The organism is Natrarchaeobius halalkaliphilus (assembly GCF_003841485.1).
GTDB classification, from domain to species: Archaea; Halobacteriota; Halobacteria; order Halobacteriales; family Natrialbaceae; genus Natrarchaeobius; species Natrarchaeobius halalkaliphilus.
Genome location: NZ_REFY01000007.1, coordinates 1 through 15,145 on the forward strand (window position 1 = coordinate 1; position 15,145 = coordinate 15,145).

Below are 15,145 nucleotides of genomic sequence, written 5' to 3' on the forward strand. Positions count from 1 at the left end.
ACGACGCGACCGACGAGCAGGCCCGCGCGAGCGGCCGAGTGGTGACGATGGTCGATGAGGCAACCGAGATCAGCGAGGAGACGAACGCGGAGACCGAAACCGTCGCTGCCGCGGCCGAAGAACAGACAGCGACGGTCTCGGAGGTCGCCACCGGCGCGCAGTCGCTGACCGAAATGGCCGACGACCTCCGAAACTCGCTCGACGCGTTCGACGTGACCGAGGAGGATGATGCCGGTTCCGACACCGCTCTCGAGAGCGACGGCGATATCGAGACCGACGACGCTGAGACCGTCCTCGAGTACGATGACCGCGATCCGTCCACCACCGACGGTGTCGACGGGGAAGACTCCGACGGCGAGACGGCTGATTCCGAGTCGAACTCTCCGTGACTGATACTCCAACCACCAGATGAATCCGTGTCAGTCAGTTCGTGCTGGGATGGATCAATCCGTTCTAGTATCCGAGGCCGAGCATCCGATTCACGACGACGGAGAGAAAGGATATCGCGAACAGCGCCGCCAGCGTTCCGAATGCGACGCCCCAGCCGAACAGGTCGGCGGTGAGACCCACGCCGACCGATCCGGCCGCGCCGACGACGGTGTACACCGTCCGGACGAGGCCGAATCCCGACCCTCGCTCTTCGACCGAAAGGGCGTCCATGAATCGGGGATCGATCACCGCGAAGAAACTCGAGGCGACTGCCACGAGTGTGATGCCGGCGGCCATCGTGACGGTTCCCGAATCCAGAATGACGAGCGGAACGCCGACCGCTCCCGCCATCATCGAACCGGCGATTGCGATGTCCCGTCCGTAGGCGTCGGAGGCGCGCCCGAGGACGATCTGACTGACCGTCCTGACGAGGAAAAAGGCGGAAAATGCGACGCCGGCTGCCGTCGGGCTATACTCGTGGAACGCAACGAGGAATGCCGGGAAGAACGATAAGAGTCCCTGAACGACGTACGTCCCGGCGATCGCGATCAGGAGCGGAAATGCGATCGCGGGCCGGGATATGAGTTCTACGACTGTGCGTAGCTCGAGGCTGTCCCGCAACGGTTTGTCCGGCTGTCGAGGCTCGGTCGGTCGGATCCACAGGAGAACCAGGACGAAAATCGGAACCCCGACGACGGCGGTCAACGCGATCGCGGGGCGCCACCCGTACCGAACCCCGACCCAAGCTGCTGCGACCGGAGCGACCAGTCCAGCCAGCGGTCCGCCGATCGAGTGAATGCCGATCGCGGTCCCGAGATCGTCGAACGTCACCGACAGCAGCGCCGATGCGACGGAGTAATGAAGGCCTGCAACGCCACCGAGCACGACGGCGGCGACCACGAACGCGCCGAACACCGGTGACAGCGCGAGCAAAACACTCACGACGGCCGTTCCGCCCACGGCGATGAGTATGATCGGCTTTTCGCCGTATCGATCGGAGAGGATCCCGCTCGGGAACTGTGCGAGGCCGTAAGCGAGCCACATACCGCTCAGGGCAACGCCGATCAGCGTGTTCGAAATCTCGAAATCGTCGATTATGAACGGAACCACCGGGCTAACCGCCAGCCGGGCGAAGTAGGTGACGAAGAAGGCAAGCGTACACAGGACGAGAACGCTGTAGCGATACTGCCAGTTCATTCGGAATCAGTCTCCACTCACCCGACTCGAGTGAACTCGTATGTCAGTGGTGATTCCGGCGATCCGTACCTCTTCGTCGGATCGGTGCAGTGATAGGGATACGAGCGCATACCCCCGCCTTCTCGTGAGTGACGAGTGTTCCGACACTTGCTGTCGGAACCGAAGAGCGAACAGGCGGGGGTCGAGCGGCCACCGTATTGTGACAATCACCGTTCTGTTGCAGTGCAGGATTTCCCACGGTTTCACTTCCACTCTGGACGGCTGAGTTATATATCGGTCACAGCCAACGGATATCGTACGGCGACAATGGGTGAACTCACGAAGACGCTTGAACTGAAACTCGTGGACCCAACCGTCCACAAGCGACAGAAGCTTCGTGAGACACGGGACGCCTACCAGCAGGCGCTTCAGGAGGCGTTCACCGCTGGCTGTGACACACAGTCGGCCGCCAACGATGTGGTTGTTAAGTATGACCTGAGCGGCTACGCGAAAAACGCGCTCAAGAAGTACGTCCCGCAACTCCACAACAGCTACGACGCCGACGAACTGCACGACGACCACCCGGTACGGTTCACCAACGAAGGATTGCAACTCGACCACCAGCCACAGAACGCTCTCGAGTGGTACGTCAAAATCCCGCACCACGAAGATTATAACCTCTGGATCCCGGTACGCGCCAACCCCCAACAGCGGGAGTGGCTCGAAGCGTTGTACGCAGATGACGCCGAGATGGGAGAAAGTCGGCTGTTCGAACGCAACGGGACGTGGTATCTCCACGTCACCGCCACCCGCGACGTGGAGGTCCAATCCGAGACGTCCGCCGACGAGCGGACGGCCATTGGCGTCGACATCGGAGAAGCGAGTCTCGTCACGGTGTGTTACCGCGACGAGAACGGTTCTCCGGTTCGCCCCGAACTGTGGGCCGACGACGGCAAAGCTGTTCGGCGGCTCCGCAAAACCTACTTCACCGCCAAAAGGCGGCTTCAGAAGCGTGGCAGTGAGCGAATCGCAGAGTCCTACGGTGACGCGCTGTGGGACCAGATCGACAACGTGTTCCACCGTGTGACCCGCGAGGTCATCGAGTACGCCGAGTCTGTCGAGAATCCGGTGCTGGTGCTAGAAGACTTGACGTACATCCGTGAGAACATGGACTACGGCGAGTACATGAACCGACGGTTGCACGGCTGGGGATTTGCGAAGCTGCATGCACAGATTCGCTACAAAGCCGCTGAGAGGGGAATTCCCGTCGAGACGGTGAATCCCCGGAACACGTCGAAGGCGTGCCACGCCTGCAGTGAACACGGCTCCCGGCCACGACAGGCGACGTTCCGTTGCTCGAACGACGACTGCTGGCTCGGTGAGTACCAAGCTGACGTGAACGGGACGATAAACATTGCAGACCGCTACTGTAGTGGAGAGAGTCACCACCGAAGCGATCGGGAAGAAGATCCCCGAAGAAGGCTGGTGACGATGACTCGGCTACGGATGGGGCCTGTTTGACCGGGCCACAAGACAGCCATGTCGATGCTGAAACCCAGCAAACGACGCGTGGAACGTATGCGTCTTGAAACCAACAGGCCGCCTCGCTCGGCCTGAAATCCCGTGGTGGGATTCCTCCGCGTTCACGCGGAGGAGGAGGTCAAGTACCGCTTGACGTCCTCCACACGACTGAAGTCGTGGGATTCCTCCGTGGGCAATCCGGCCAGCAGATTACCCCGGCTGTGAACTTGCGGGTTGCCGACGCTAGTTTGGTCGAACGGACTCGACTGTTCCCCAAAACGGGCGGGTGTCCAGTCGTTCCCATCCCACTCCAGTACCCCTCTCGCCGTCGAGGGGTGCGTCCCTATCGCGTTCAGCGGATAGGGCGGCGGGCCGCGCCATCACCATCTGGAATGTTGTTGAATTCGTGGAGTGCGTGGTTGTAGAGTTGTCGCACGGTGTCTCTCGTCCAGTCGAGGCTCTCTCGCTGCTCGGTCGCTCCTTGAGGACGGGGGTCCTCTTTTCCAGTAAACGTGTATACTGCGCTGGAGATCTATCACGCTCAATCAGCCCGGTTTGTACGAACCAAACGGTTATGTGCGGCTATCACGTCAGTAGGACTATGAGCCAAGGACGCGATGACGCGGGCCGGTTTGAGGAGTCTGTTACCGAACAAGATATTCTCAAGGTATTTGACTACGAGGATGATCCAGTCCTCACAGCGCCAGAAGTTGCTGACGGTCTTCGGCGGTTTGGGAAGCAAATCACCCCTGAAGGGGTCCGAAACCGGCTCGCGGAGATGGACGAGAAAGGGCTCGTAAGCCGTAAAAAGCTCGGTGCAAGAGCTGTGGGGTGGTGGGCAGAGGTTGCCCCTGAACTGGATTCTAGCACTGCCAAAACTATTGACTCGAGAAAGGAGTCTGACGAGTGGGAGGAGTTGTAGCGATATATGGCGACAGTGTTGTTGCATCCGGATGTGGAGAAGGAGCTGCAATCTCTTCCAAACGATATTGAGGATCGAATTCGATCGAAGTTGACTGAGACTGGAAAGAATCCAGACCGGCATCTCAAACCGCTCAAAGGACGAGATGAATATTCTCTCCGCATTGGGAAACGACGAGCAATTATCGATTGGGTCACAGACCAGAACGAACTTCGAGTACTGGAACTCGATACTCGAGATACAGTATACCTGTAGTACAGTCAATTGGTGCCGTCAACTACCCCCCCTACTTCGCTCACCCCGGTCGTGACCGCCGGGACGTTCGTCCGCGCGGTCGGATGGTATCTTCGCGGGCTGTGGCTGAAGCTGCTGTCACGCTCCGCAGGCCGCTGGCGAGTGCAGCACTCGTACTCTCTGCGATTTTGTTTGTAACGGAAGTGGATCCCGAAAACGTGTGGGCCCCTGCCTCCGGTCTTCGCTCACAGAAATCGAAGATATCCCGATGGAGTACAGCGTTTTCACTCATTGAGAACGCCTGGACAGTCCGTTTTGCGTCCATGAAACGACGGTTTGCGGGGACGAAATCCCCGACGTGTTTTAACCACCCCCACCAACTACGCCGTGATACCGTGTCCGCGATTCCGCCCTGGGTCGACGAACGAATCGACCGGAACCTCGACAACACGCTCACTCAGGAGCACGTCGTCGAGACGATGCTCGAGTCCGACCGACCGTTCTTCTCGATCCGCCAGCTGCATGCGTGCATCAAACCCGACGTTACCCGGGCGACCGTTCGGAACCGACTCCGAGAACTTCAGGAGATCGACGTCGTTGCCACGGAGACGTATCCCGACTCGATCACGCTGTACTACATCAACCATCCGGAGTCAGCGTGGCCGCTCTCACCCGAGGGTAAACGTGCGCTGCATGCGGAGACCCCGCTGGATCGGCTCTCCACCCGCGGATTCCTCACGTTATCGGACACGGCGGGAATCCGCACGCTCGTACTCGCCGGATTCCAGTTGAGCCTGGTTCTGTTCGCTCTCGGCGGCGTTCTCACGGTCGCCGGTACGGACGTCCGTGGCACCCAGAGCGACATCGTCCTGTGGGATACCGGGTTCGACCTGTTGTTCGTGAGCCTGCTGTTGCTCTTTGCGGAGCGAACAGCCCGCTGGGTTCGCGACAGATACGGCCCGTTGAGCCTCTTGCCGTCGACGTAATCGAAACTGTGCATCGAAACTCACCCGACTGACTCGTCAATCACGTTCATGACATCCACATCCACTGCGTCCGGCCCCGAACTGCTCGAGGAACGATCGATCGGCGGTATACTCGTTCACCTCCTGGGCTTACTCACCGGATTTCTCGGTCCGGCTATCGTCTATGCCGTCTCGGACGACGAGTACACCCGGACGAACGCACGGCATGCGCTGAACTGGCACGTTACCGTTTTGGCGTTGATGATCGTGTCGTTCGTAACGTTCTTTCTCGGCGCTGACGAGCTTACCGTGGGCGGGGAACAGACCGAACTGTCCCTGCTGCCGGCACCGCTCGATACGGTGTTCGCGATCGCTGGCGTACTGCTGCTGATCGTATTCATGCTCGCGATACTCCTCACCTTCGTGTACGCCGTCGTCGCGACGCTGAAGGCCGTGTTCGGCTCGATTTGGACGTATCCCGGCGCGATCGATGTCGTCAAGCGGTACCGATAACGAGTGTCCATGCCGTCCGAACACACCCCCGATACGACGTCGACGACCGATGGACCCCGGCTCCTCGAGGAACGATCGATCGGCGGGATTCTCGTCCATTTCGTGGCCATTCCGACCGGTGTCGTCGGTGCCGGTCTGGTGTACCTCGTCTCGACTCACGAGTTCACCAGACGAAACGCTCGTAACGCTCTCGATTGGCATCTCACGGTACTGGCGTTGACGATTCTCACGTTCGGATCCCTGTTCATCTACGCCGAGGGGACGGGACAGGGTGCCACCGACGTCGCGACGCTTCCCTCCCCCGTCTCCGCGACAGCTAGCGTCGTCCTTCCCGTGCTGATATCTCTCTGGATGTTCGTGACGTTCTGGACGTTCCTCGTTGGACTCATCGCGATGGGCAAAGCGACGTTCGGGACCGCGTGGCGCTATCCGCTGTCGCCGGCGCTCGTCGACCGATTCGGTCCCCGGGTCGATCTTCCAGGTGGGTGGCCCGTTATCATCGTTGTATACGTCGCGGTGGCTCCTCTCATCGTTGGGGTCGCTTTGTTTGGACCACGGGAGGGAGCTGCGTTCTTTGCGTCTGGACTCGGACTTGTCGCTCTTATCCTGGTGCTGACACCGATCACTGGGGTAGCTCTGTATCAACACGGCGCCCGGATTCGCCCGACGGATGCCGACTGGCAGCCACCCGTCGTCGCGTATCTCGGAGTTCCGATCGCCGTCGCCGCTGCTGGCTACCTTCTCTCGGAAGCGGTCACCGACTCGATCAATCCTGCCGGCGATGCGGTATACGTTTTCCTCGCTGCGTTCTGGGTGGCCTCGCTCGTGTACGCGGTCCGGTGGTGGACTGAGTCGAACTGACGGTGGCGGCCGCGTATACGAACGACTGCACCGATCCACACGCCTCTTGTACAGCCGTCGTACGGTCAAGTGTGCACTGACCTGAATGACTACTGTGGCCCGCGTCGTCCCCCTCCACGGACGGCGTTGTACTGGCGGACGGCTCACCGGCTGTTCCCCGTCCGTTTTATATTATACGAGGTTCCTCTCTGGATATGGCGGTCGAGACCGTCGTGACGAACGGGACGCTCGTTTCGAGCACTGGCACCACCGACGCCGACGTGGCGATTTCTGACGGAAAGATCGTAGCCGTCGGTGACGAGTCTAACCTTCCCCGAGCAGCGGAGACGATAGATGCGGACGGCTGTCTCGTGATGCCGGGGATCGTCGACCCGCACGTTCACTTCGACGGCCCGAACCCACGTTTCGACGGACCGGCAGAAACGTACGAGACTGGGAGCAAAGCAGCGGCCCTGGGTGGTGTCACGACGGTTATCGATTTTGCGTGGCAAGGTACACACCGTGGTGACGACGAGCAACCCGGAACGCTTCGTGACGGTATCACCTTTCAAAAAAACACCGCGGACGAGTCGCTGATCGATTACGGGCTCCACGCGACGATAACGCGGGAGGATCCCGCTCTCTTCGAGGAGCTGCCGACGGTCGTCGACGGAGGTGTGACCTCGTTCAAGATGTTCACTGCGTACGACTGGGGGGTGTCGAACGGATTCATGGGCCGCGTTTTCGAGCGACTGTCCGATCTCGGCGCCGTCGCAATTTTGCACACGGAAGACGACTCGGTCTGTACGGAGCAAGCGACGGTCCTCGAGCAAGAGCAACGAGGTGATCCGACGGATTATCCCTCGTCTCGACCCGCTTACGCCGAGGCGATGGCCGCCGACAACGCGCTCAGAATGGCTGTGGAGTCCGATTGCAAATACTACGGTCTCCACACGAGCTGTGAGAAAGCTGCGGCGGTGATCGAACGCTACCGGCGAAAATTTGGTGATGGGCTGGTGCGGGGCGAAACCTGTACCCACTATACCACGCTCGATCGGTCGCTCTACTCCGAGATCGGAACGCTCGCACAGCTGGCTCCGCCGCTTCGTTCGGCCGACGACGTCGAATCCGTATTCGATCACCTCGTCCGGGGAACGCTCGATGTCGTGTCTACCGATCACGTCGCCTATCACCGGAGCGCGAAGCGCGCCGATGACTGGTGGGACAGTTCCTACGGCGTAAACAGCTTACAGCACTCGCTTCCTGTCTTTTACGACGAGGCTGTAAAGAGACGAACGTGCTCGCCATCGTTCGTTGTGCGGACGATGTCGACGCAACCAGCACGACTGTTCGGACTCGAGGGCAAGGGTACGCTCGAGCCCAGGACGGACGCGGATCTCGTAGTTTTCGATCCGGATAGTCGGGACACGATATCCGCCACCGATAACGCATCCGAGGCGGATTATTCGATCTACGAGGGGAGGACGGTCGGCGGAGAGGTAATTCACACGATGGTACGCGGCGAGTTGGTCGTTCGAGACGGCCAACTCGTCGGCGAACCCGGCCACGGCGAGTTCGTTGCTCGTACGACTCCGGATTGGAGACGGTGAACCGCAAGAGACGATTTTTCACTGACGTCCAACGCGAGAGCGGAAACTATATCGTCATGTGATCGCGTGACACGCGGTATGGTGATTACAGATGTCGAAGCGATTCCCGTCGAGATCGGACTCAAACCGCTCGAGGAAGATCACGGACTCGCGCCCTACATCATGGGGCGTCTGGAGTATCTGGAGTCTGCACGTCGCGTTATTGTCAAACTGACCACCAGCGAGGGGATCACCGGCTGGGGCGAGACCGCTGTCGTCCACTCCCCCTCGATAACGAAATCGATCATCGAAACGGTTGTCGCCGACATCGTCGTTGGCGAACCGGTCTGGAAGTTCGAGACGTTACACGAGTACTACGGATCTCATTACATCGATTCCAGCGTTTTTCTGAGCGGCGTCGAGATGGCGATGTGGGATGCGTTCGGCAAGCACAACGATTGTCCACTCCACCAGTTACTGGGTGGAAAGCAGACAAACAGGGTGGACTTCTCGTACTGTTACGCGATAAATACGATCGAAAAATCGACCGAGAGAATGCGCGATGTCCGGGACGCGGGCTTCGATGTCGTCAAGACAAAAGTCGGCGGCTACGGTGCCGATACGGCCCCGGACGATTTTGCGTACGAACGAAGCATCGACTCGGACGTGGAACGGCTCATCGCGATGTACGATGCCGTGGACGGCGAGGTCGAACTTCGCGCCGACGCGAATCAGAGCTGGACCGTCTCCGATACGACACGCATCGCAGCCAGGCTCGAGGATGCCGGGGTCTATCTCGGATATATCGAACAGCCGATTCGCACCGATAACGTCGGATCGTACAAACGACTCCGACAGCGACTTCGTACGCCGATCGCCGTGAACGAGGATCTTTATCACCCGGGCAACTTTTACGAGTTGGTTCGGGAAGACGCGATCGACGTCGGCGTTATCGATATGATTCCCGTCGGAGGTATCGTACCGATGAAGAAGATGGCCAGCCTCGCTGAGGAGGCGGACGTTTCACTCGCACACCACTGCGGGTTCGATCTCGGAGTGAAGACTGCGGCGATGCTACACGCGATCTCGACGACACCCGCAATCGACCTCCATTCCGACACTACGTATTACGCACTGGAAGATCACATCATTGAAGATCCGTTCGAGTTCGAAGACGGGAGTCTGTCTGTTCCCTCGGCACCTGGGCTGGGCGTCACGATCGACGAGGAAAAGCTCGACACCATCCGGACGGACGAGTGATCGTGCAGTTTCGACGGTTGTCGGAACAACGCGCACCGGACACGTCACCAGTGCTCGGTCGAACGTCTCGAGTAGTACAGATCGACGGAGAACGTCTCCGTGCGAGAACCCGAACGCCGGCTCGAGCCGCGCCGATGAAGCAATCGATGGAGACGCTCGAACTGTGGCATTTCAGGTGAGTTCGAGTGCGGTAGCCGCGAGGATACGCGCACTGATCGCACAGTCGTCCCAGTCCGTCCACTCGTGGGGCGAGTGGGAGATGCCATCGCGCGACGGTACGAAGAGCATCGCTGCGTCGGTCTTCGCGGCGACGTTTCCGGTATCGTGGACTGCACCGGAGTGCATAGTCGTGGACTCGACGTCGAGTCGTTCGGCCGTCAGCTCGATCGCATCGACACAGCGGTCGCTCAACTCGATCGGCGGCATATCTCGGTTGCGTTCGAAGTCGGTTTCGACCGGCCGCTCGTGTTCGAGACGTTCGAAGCGGTCCGCACTTCGCTCTACGATGGTGTCGATCGCGTCGCCGTTGACGCTCCGAACGTCCATTTCCATCCGCACGCGACCGGGCACGATATTCCGAACGTTCGGTTCGACGTCCTGTCGGCCGACAGTCGCAACGGCAGTGGGATGATCGTTTGTCACTTCTTTGGCGATGCGCTCGACGTCGACGACGAACTCCGAAGCGGCTGATAGAGCGTCGCGTCGATCGACCATCGACGTCGCACCGGCGTGATTCGATTCACCAGCTACCGCAGCCGTGCAGTTGGTAATACCGGAGATCGAATCCACTACGCCGATCGGGATCTCCGCCGATTCCAGCTCCGTGTCTTGCTCGATGTGCACCTCGAGCCAGGCGTCCCAGGTCGCCGGATCGATTTCGGACGAACCCGCGAAACCGATGCGCTCAAGGCACTCTTCGAACGTGTCGCCGTCGTCGTTCGTCATGGAAAGGGCCTCTTCAACCGATATCTCTCCTACCGCGACGAGAGAGCCGAGCGTTCCGACGCCGAACCGGCTTCCTTCTTCTTCGGTGAACGAGACGACCTCGAGTGGACGTGACGGCGTTTCTGCCGACTCCTGGATCGCACGAACGGCCTCGAGTGCGGCGTAGACGCCCAATGGTCCGTCGAATATCCCGCCCCGTGGAACGGAGTCCAGATGACTTCCGAGCGCGATTGGTGCGGTGTCCGCGGAGACCCCGTCCGGAATCCAGCGGCCGGCGATGTTCCCCACCGGATCGACTCGCGGCTCGAGCCCGGCGTCCTCGAGACGTGTGATGAATCGCTTTCGTGCCCGTTGATCAGCGTCTGATCCCGTCAGGACGCTTCGTCCACAGCCGGAGTCCGACTCGACCGCACCAAACTGTGCGTTCTCTTTAATGTCGACTCGAAGGCGATCCCGATCAACCGCAATCATGCTTCTACGCTGAACCGCAGGGTCAAAAGTACTTCCGCTGGCCGTACTGACGGACGTTTGTCCCGGTGATCGATATTCAGAGTCGGCTCCTCTACTGGTTTTCAGCTTGAAGGTAGCAGTCGAGGTCGATTTCGGTCGTGTTTAAGCAGGATTCTCCCGAAACCGTTCTACGTCGTCTTCTAACTCGTCGAAATCGTTGTCTGCTCCAACAAGTAGCGTCCCATCGGTCGCGTCAGCCGTCGCAAGCGCGTATGCATCTCCGAGTGCCATGGTATACGCCTCTTTGAGCGCAGCGGCAATTTCCCAGCACTCTCGAGGGTCAAACACTGCAACGCCTAGTTCCTCGAGCCGGTCAAGACTCGCTCGGACATCGTCGAGGCGGAACCCGACTCGAGAGCCAGCATGCAGTACCTCCGTTTTTGTGACCGGGCTAATGTACCCATCGACCTCTCCGGATGCTACCCTATCGATCCACGCTTCGACGACGTCACTCCCAGGTTCGTCGTCCAGATAGGCAATGAGTGGTTCTGTGTCGAAAACGATCGTATCCGTCATTCTTCCGTTTTGCCGGAAAAGCGCTCGACTGTCTCATCGGCTCGCTGCTTTTCACGCTCGCGCTCCTCACGGAGAATAGCCGTCGCAGGACGCTCATCGTCACTTTCTCGTTCGAGGCCGCGAAATTCCCGCATCGAGCCAACCGGACGGACGACGATTTCCTCATCATCGTTCTCGACGAATTTGACTCGACCTGGGGCGGGGATGCCGTGTTTTTCTCGAAGGCGCTTTGGAATTGTCGCCTGCCCTTTTTCTGTAACTGAGACGATGCGTTCCTCATCGTTTGGCTTTGTATTACTCGACACAGGTATTACTCTTGTACCGAATTACTTAGCTCCGTTCCCGAATCACAACGGCACAGCGCAAGGCGTCGTCATTGATCGAATGACTCGAGCTTGCGAACGAGCTTTGTGTACAAGTCTGGCGCACAGTACCAGCCTTCCTCGATCATTGCATCGATCGTCGCTCGCGCTTCGGAGATGCCGATGTGTCCATACTTAGCACGCGACAGAACGATGTAGGCTGTCCCTCGAGTCTCGATTCCTTCAATTTCTGCAGCCGTCCTCCCGTAGGCTTCGTCGATGACCGCAATCGCATCACGAGATGCAGTACATCCAAGGACCGCCACATCGGCGTCGCTTAAGTTCGGATTTTGCTGTAACCGGCCGACAAGCTGAGAGTCACCGGCTGAGATGACCTCGAAAAGCCCAGTATCAATGCATTGCTCAACGCGGCGAGCATCGGTATACCCCTCTTCAAGACCGGTGGTAACGACCTCCGAGTGAATTTGCTGAGGAAGATAACACTGCCCCTCGAGAGTGGAGACTAGATGGAGTCGATCGACCTTCGCGAGGTAAATTAGTGGCGTCGCGTCGAAAACCCACATTCACAGTTCCTCGAGATCGGCTTCGAGGTGATCGTCCGATACCCACGTAATGTCGCGATCCTTTGCGAGCTGGGCAAACTCCCAGACGGACATCTCTGCACATCGGGCGGCCTTCGTGAACGTGATCTCGTCAGCAGCGAGCCGTTTGAGCGCTCGCTCCCGACGCCACTCCTCGAGTCCTTCCGAGAGGAGCTTTCGGACTGCTGTGCTCCGATCCAGGCGCTCTTCGTCGAGGTATTCTTCGAGTTCCCCCTCGAGATCATCCGGAACCCGCGTCGATATCGTTCCCATGCCGTATGCTATGTTTGCAATGTATACAAGCGTTTCGCTCATTCTTGTTGTCAGCGGTTCCATCGCTCGAGACGGTTTGTGACCCTGTGAGGGATGATGGGGCAAACCAGGTAGCAAGGCGGATTCCCCGCCCCACCAGTACTCGAGACGAATTGCGCTGGGGATTCGTATCAAAAGTACTAAGACCAAACATGTGCTACACTCCGCCATGCTCCAGCAGAACCGTGCAAATCACTCTGAACGGGGTTCAGGGGGGAACTGATGCCGTCGGGGTTTGGGGGACCACCGATCGTCTCGTCGAGGCCAGCACTGGATAGTAGACCCGTCAAACGAGGGTCTCGACCGGAACTCGATATCGAACAGATAACGCGTACGTTGCCATCACCGAGTGCGATCTGTGACGACTCAACAGCCATTACGTCCGTCAACGACGAGTTCTGTGTCGCCGTCGAACGCGACCCGGAGGAACTCAGGGGGATGTCGTTCGACGACCTCGTTGCCGAACCGTCACTCGAGGCGCTTGTCGAGGGGCCGGAAGCGACATCGGAACCCCTCTCGAACACGATCGAGTACACGACGCCCAGTGGTACCAGACGATACGCGTCCGCGACTGCACGAACGATCGAAGCCAAATCCGAGTCGGGAGTGTACACGCTCGTTATCCTCCACGACATAACCGATCTGAAAAAGCGAAGCGAGCGGCTTGCCGAGTTCGCGAGCGTCGTCTCACACGATCTCCGTAATCCCCTCCAGATCGCTACGGGCCACACACAACTGCTCGACGACGAGTACTCTCATTCTTCCATCGACGAGATCAAACGGGTCCTGTCACAGGTCGAAACGCGAGTCACGGACTTCCTCGCGATCGCACAGTACGGTGGATCCGTTCGCGAAGAGACCGCAGTCAGTCTCACGACGAGCGTTCGAAACGCCTGGACCACGGCAACGGTACCCACGGAGAGTTCGGTTTCGCTCGAGGTCGATTCGAGTCTGGACGGGGTGTCCGTGATGGCGGACCGCGAACGGCTCGAGGTGCTCTTCGAGAACCTCTTTCGGAACGCGATCGAACACGGCGGCGACGACGTGACCGTGACGGTCGAAACACACCACGAGGGGGTGTCGGTTATCGATGACGGCTGCGGGATCGAACCGAGTATCCGCGGCTCGCTGTTCGACGTTGGAGAGACCACTGCGAGCGGAAACACCGGGCTGGGACTCCACATCGTCTCGGAGATCGTCGACGCCCACGGCTGGCAGATCGACGTGACCGACGGTACGGATGGTGGGGCTCGATTCGAGATAACCGGACTCGAGCTGTCGGTCGTACGCGACGATTGATCTGCTTTCTCGTCCGAGTAGCGTCTGTCAACTCATCGCACGCCGTGCTGTGAACTACCCCACCCGGATCGAGTTCGAAAACTGCCATCAAGCTTATAACCGTTCCGTGAAATGTTCAGATAGCGAGGGGGTGGGGGCATCCAGTCGTTGCCAGCGCTGACGATGCATCCGGAGGAGACAGCTTTCCCCTCGCTCGAATTACTCCGAAACCAGTACGTCGACCGGCTCGTTCTTATAAGCGAGAGCCACCGCCGTTCTGATCTCGGATCTGTTCGCTCTGCGGGCACTACGAGTCCTTTTGGACCCGCGTCCGCTCGCCTCGAGCGCTGACTGATCGTTTCGCACTCCCTTCGTGAAACACGCCGTAGACGAGCGCGTACACCGCGCCGAAGAGCGTGCCGTAGACGATCAGCCCGCCGAGGCTTCCCCAGTGGAGAAACGGCACGGACGGTGCGGCGTCGCTCGCGAAGCTGATCTGTAGCACCATCGGGACTCCGACGACGACGCCGCCGACCCAGCCTGCTGAACCGAGGAGACCGCCGGTTAGCGCGGCCGACAGCGGACGGGTTCGATGCTCGAGGTTCAGTACGGTCTCGAGTCCGAGTCCACAGAAGAGCCCAATGCCGATACCGATGGGGATCAACAGCGCTCCGCCGACGAGCACGCTGTCGCGTCCGACGAGTGCGCTCACCGTCGGAAATCCGTTCTGAATACTCACCGCGATACCGAGTGCGACGGTCCCATAGCCCGCTGCGACCGCCGTCGCCACCAGCGAGAGCAGACGTCGATCCGGCGTCCCGTCGCTGGCGACGGCTCGCGCTCGTAGGCGGCCCGTTTGCCAGAACACGGCAACGGATACGATAAACAGCCCGATCGCTCCGAAGACGCTCTCTACGTATCGCACGCGAATCGCCTGACGATCGAGCGTGTAGTGGAGACCGAAGAGGTCCATCCACGCCGCGTTGTGTAGCGCATACAACTGCGTTTCGAACACCGGAGTGATGTGGTGAACGTCCGGAAGTAGCCCCCAGACGCCGCCGATGGGAATCAGCCAGATCGCGTTTTCTCGGTCGATGTCATACCGGAGCGCGATCGGCGTCACAAGAACCAATAGGAGGGACGCACCGACGAGGAAGTGTGTGATCGCGGGGGCCATAGCGGACGCAGGACCGTGGCGGACAAAAAACCGTTACTTCTCGAGTCGACCGCC

The 15,145-nt window shown here is 59.5% G+C and carries 14 protein-coding genes and 2 pseudogenes; 9 read left to right on the forward strand and 7 right to left on the reverse strand.

The features are described 5' to 3' along the window. A pseudogene (locus tag EA462_RS15740) lies at window positions 1–389 on the forward strand (methyl-accepting chemotaxis protein); the annotation flags it as partial. A 64-nt stretch (window positions 390–453) separates the two neighbouring features. Here the strand turns inward: EA462_RS15740 and EA462_RS15745 are convergent. Then, complete coding sequence (locus EA462_RS15745) at window positions 454–1,626, reverse strand: MFS transporter (protein WP_124179541.1); 1,173 nt, start codon at window positions 1,624–1,626, stop codon at window positions 454–456. A 306-nt stretch (window positions 1,627–1,932) separates the two neighbouring features. Here EA462_RS15745 and EA462_RS15750 point away from each other — a divergent pair. From EA462_RS15750 to EA462_RS15785, 7 genes and pseudogenes are all read left to right on the forward strand, one after another. Further along, window positions 1,933–3,194 (forward strand): annotated as a pseudogene (locus EA462_RS15750) (RNA-guided endonuclease TnpB family protein). A gap of 533 nt (window positions 3,195–3,727) precedes the next feature. Next, entirely contained in the window at window positions 3,728–4,048 is a 321-nt protein-coding gene (locus tag EA462_RS15760; RefSeq protein ID WP_165872108.1) for a winged-helix domain-containing protein, read from the forward strand. A 629-nt stretch (window positions 4,049–4,677) separates the two neighbouring features. Continuing rightward, window positions 4,678–5,268 carry a hypothetical protein gene (locus EA462_RS15765; RefSeq protein ID WP_124179543.1) on the forward strand — a complete coding sequence of 197 codons (591 nt, stop codon included), beginning with the start codon at window positions 4,678–4,680 and terminating at the stop codon, window positions 5,266–5,268. Between the two features lie 48 nt (window positions 5,269–5,316). Beyond that, entirely contained in the window at window positions 5,317–5,760 is a 444-nt protein-coding gene (locus EA462_RS15770) for a DUF4870 domain-containing protein (RefSeq protein WP_124179544.1), read from the forward strand. A gap of 9 nt (window positions 5,761–5,769) precedes the next feature. After that, window positions 5,770–6,621, forward strand: a complete 852-nt coding sequence (locus EA462_RS15775; RefSeq protein WP_124179545.1) for a DUF4870 domain-containing protein — start codon at window positions 5,770–5,772, stop codon at window positions 6,619–6,621. Window positions 6,622–6,815: 194 nt separating this feature from the next. Further along, window positions 6,816–8,210: a dihydroorotase gene (locus EA462_RS15780; protein WP_124179546.1), complete on the forward strand. Its 1,395-nt coding sequence runs from the start codon at window positions 6,816–6,818 to the stop codon at window positions 8,208–8,210. A 78-nt stretch (window positions 8,211–8,288) separates the two neighbouring features. Beyond that, complete coding sequence (locus tag EA462_RS15785; RefSeq protein ID WP_124179547.1) at window positions 8,289–9,449, forward strand: mandelate racemase/muconate lactonizing enzyme family protein; 1,161 nt, start codon at window positions 8,289–8,291, stop codon at window positions 9,447–9,449. Window positions 9,450–9,620: 171 nt separating this feature from the next. On the opposite strand, the gene EA462_RS15790 is transcribed toward EA462_RS15785, so the two are convergent. From EA462_RS15790 to EA462_RS15810, 5 genes are all read right to left on the reverse strand, one after another. Further along, entirely contained in the window at window positions 9,621–10,862 is a 1,242-nt protein-coding gene (locus EA462_RS15790; protein WP_124179694.1) for a Zn-dependent hydrolase, read from the reverse strand. Window positions 10,863–11,006: 144 nt separating this feature from the next. After that, the gene (locus EA462_RS15795; RefSeq protein WP_124179548.1) at window positions 11,007–11,420 is read right to left on the reverse strand and encodes a type II toxin-antitoxin system VapC family toxin; all 414 of its coding nucleotides are present in this window, start codon (window positions 11,418–11,420) and stop codon (window positions 11,007–11,009) included. Further along, the gene (locus EA462_RS15800; RefSeq protein WP_124179549.1) at window positions 11,417–11,725 is read right to left on the reverse strand and encodes an AbrB/MazE/SpoVT family DNA-binding domain-containing protein; all 309 of its coding nucleotides are present in this window, start codon (window positions 11,723–11,725) and stop codon (window positions 11,417–11,419) included. Before EA462_RS15800 ends, EA462_RS15795 begins: the two co-directional genes overlap by 4 nt. A gap of 68 nt (window positions 11,726–11,793) precedes the next feature. Then, window positions 11,794–12,306 (reverse strand): DUF3368 domain-containing protein, encoded by a 513-nt coding sequence (locus tag EA462_RS15805; RefSeq protein ID WP_124179550.1) that lies wholly within the window; start codon window positions 12,304–12,306, stop codon window positions 11,794–11,796. Then, window positions 12,307–12,597 carry a UPF0175 family protein gene (locus tag EA462_RS15810; protein ID WP_124179551.1) on the reverse strand — a complete coding sequence of 97 codons (291 nt, stop codon included), beginning with the start codon at window positions 12,595–12,597 and terminating at the stop codon, window positions 12,307–12,309. 261 nt (window positions 12,598–12,858) lie between these two features. Here EA462_RS15810 and EA462_RS15815 point away from each other — a divergent pair, with 261 nt between their 5' ends. Continuing rightward, complete coding sequence (locus tag EA462_RS15815) at window positions 12,859–13,935, forward strand: PAS domain-containing sensor histidine kinase (RefSeq protein WP_124179552.1); 1,077 nt, start codon at window positions 12,859–12,861, stop codon at window positions 13,933–13,935. A 286-nt stretch (window positions 13,936–14,221) separates the two neighbouring features. Here the strand turns inward: EA462_RS15815 and EA462_RS15820 are convergent, their stop codons facing one another. Beyond that, window positions 14,222–15,091 (reverse strand): hypothetical protein, encoded by an 870-nt coding sequence (locus EA462_RS15820; protein ID WP_124179553.1) that lies wholly within the window; start codon window positions 15,089–15,091, stop codon window positions 14,222–14,224. Window positions 15,092–15,145: the final 54 nt, after the last annotated feature.

Bases quoted from the DNA above. Each gene is read 5' to 3' on its own strand.
- EA462_RS15820 (WP_124179553.1), bottom strand. From the start codon at position 15,091: ATGGCCCCCGCGATCACACACTTCCTCGTCGGTGCGTCCCTCCTATTG.
- EA462_RS15815 (WP_124179552.1), top strand. From the start codon at position 12,859: ATGCCGTCGGGGTTTGGGGGACCACCGATCGTCTCGTCGAGGCCAGCA.
- EA462_RS15795 (WP_124179548.1), bottom strand. From the start codon at position 11,420: ATGACGGATACGATCGTTTTCGACACAGAACCACTCATTGCCTATCTG.
- EA462_RS15810 (WP_124179551.1), bottom strand. From the start codon at position 12,597: ATGGGAACGATATCGACGCGGGTTCCGGATGATCTCGAGGGGGAACTC.
- EA462_RS15775 (WP_124179545.1), top strand. From the start codon at position 5,770: ATGCCGTCCGAACACACCCCCGATACGACGTCGACGACCGATGGACCC.
- EA462_RS15760 (WP_165872108.1), top strand. From the start codon at position 3,728: ATGAGCCAAGGACGCGATGACGCGGGCCGGTTTGAGGAGTCTGTTACC.
- EA462_RS15770 (WP_124179544.1), top strand. From the start codon at position 5,317: ATGACATCCACATCCACTGCGTCCGGCCCCGAACTGCTCGAGGAACGA.
- EA462_RS15745 (WP_124179541.1), bottom strand. From the start codon at position 1,626: ATGAACTGGCAGTATCGCTACAGCGTTCTCGTCCTGTGTACGCTTGCC.
- EA462_RS15780 (WP_124179546.1), top strand. From the start codon at position 6,816: ATGGCGGTCGAGACCGTCGTGACGAACGGGACGCTCGTTTCGAGCACT.
- EA462_RS15805 (WP_124179550.1), bottom strand. From the start codon at position 12,306: ATGTGGGTTTTCGACGCGACGCCACTAATTTACCTCGCGAAGGTCGAT.
- EA462_RS15785 (WP_124179547.1), top strand. From the start codon at position 8,289: ATGGTGATTACAGATGTCGAAGCGATTCCCGTCGAGATCGGACTCAAA.